This window comes from Lysobacter enzymogenes (assembly GCF_017168095.1).
GTDB lineage: Bacteria > Pseudomonadota > Gammaproteobacteria > Xanthomonadales > Xanthomonadaceae > Lysobacter > Lysobacter enzymogenes_D.
Map to the genome: position 1 here is coordinate 4,719 of NZ_LXSD01000372.1, position 1,539 is coordinate 6,257.

At 69.7% G+C, this 1,539-nt stretch carries 1 protein-coding gene; it reads right to left on the bottom strand.

Annotation, left to right across the window (positions count from 1 at the left end; translation table 11 throughout):
• Positions 1-1,539 (bottom strand): M4 family metallopeptidase (locus A7A76_RS14985; protein ID WP_206411932.1); only part of this gene is annotated, 1,539 nt, incomplete at both ends.

Below are 1,539 nucleotides of genomic sequence, written 5' to 3' on the forward strand. Positions count from 1 at the left end.
GATAGGTGGTGCTGGAGACGAAGTAACGGGTCAGCGCGCGGTACATGATCGCGCCGACCTTGTCGCGGCCGATGCCGACGATGCCGGTGTCGTTGTTGCACACCAACTGGGCCTTCGTATAGTTGAAGCCGCTCGGCACCACCGCGCCCTCGGAGGCGAGGTAGAACACGCGGTTGATCACGCCGGAGGTGAAGTGCGGATCGTTGGGGCCCCTGGCCTGGGTGCCGGTGCTGAAGCCGCCGGCCGGATAGCACACCTTGGACGCGCCGTCGGCGTCTTGCTTGAACATCAGGCGCAGCGCCTTCTTGTCGCCGGGGTTGCTGATGTAGATCTTTTCGCCCACCAGGTAATCGCCCGGATCGTTGGCGTTGGCCACGCTGAACTCGACCAGAGTGCCGAAGATGTCGGAGATGCCCTCGTTGATGCCGCCGCTGTCCTTGATGTTGTAGTAGCCGAGCCGGGCGGTGGCGCCGGTGACGCCGTGGGTCATCTCGTGGCCGGCCACGTCCAGCGCCACCAGCGGACGGTAGGTGACGCCGTCGCCGTCGCCGTAGAGCATCGCCGTGCCGTCCCAGTAGGCGTTGACCAGGTTGGTCGGGCCGTAGTGGACGTAGCTCTTGACCCCGCGGCCGTCGTTGAAGATGCCGTTGCGGCCGTGCACGTTCTTGTAATAGTCCCAGGTCGCGGCGACGCCGTAGTGGGCGTCGGCGGCGGCCGTGGCGCGATCGGAGGTGGCGTTGTTGCCCCACACGTTGTCGGCGTCCTTGAACAGCGTGCCGCTGGCGCTGTTGCGGTTGCCGGCGTCGAGGGTCTGGCCGTTGCCGCGGCTGGGGTCGGTCATCTCGAAGCCGCCGGTGGCCGAGTTGGTGACGATGCCGACGTTGCCCAGGGTCAGGGTCTTGCCGGTGCCGTTGGCGGCTGCGGCGTGGACGTGGTCGTCTTCCTGCAGCAGCTTGCCGTCGGCGGCATCGATGAAGTAGCTCAGGTTGCCGGGTGCCGGGTCGTTGTTGCGTTCGCCGCGCACGTCGACCTGGTAGGCCAGGGTCGGTTCGGTGGCGCGCGCGAACACCACCAGCTGCGGCGCGGAGATTTCGCTGGCGACGCCGTCGAACGCCGCGCCGGCCTCGATGCGCGCGCGCTCGGCGCCGATCTTCGGCGTCAGCGCGGGACGGGCGAAGGTGCGCATGTTGTCGCCCTGGCTGATCGACTCGAGTTCGCCGTCGCGGCTGTGCACGACGAAATCGCCGCCGACCACCGGCAGGCCCTGGTAGGTGCGCTCCATGCGCACGTGTTCGGTGCCGTCGCGGTCGATCATCACGTCGCGGGCGACGAAGGCGTCGGCGGCGACGCGGTGCACCTGCTCGCCGGCCGCGCCCTGGAGCAGGCCGCGCGCGCGCTGGGCGGCGGACGTCGCGTCGGCCTGCGCCGGCGATGCGGAGGCGAAGGCCAGTTCGCTGCCCGGGCGGGCGCCGGTGTCGGCCGACAGGCCCGACAGCGCGCGGTGCGCATGCGTGGCGGCGTAGGCGGTCGCGGACAGGG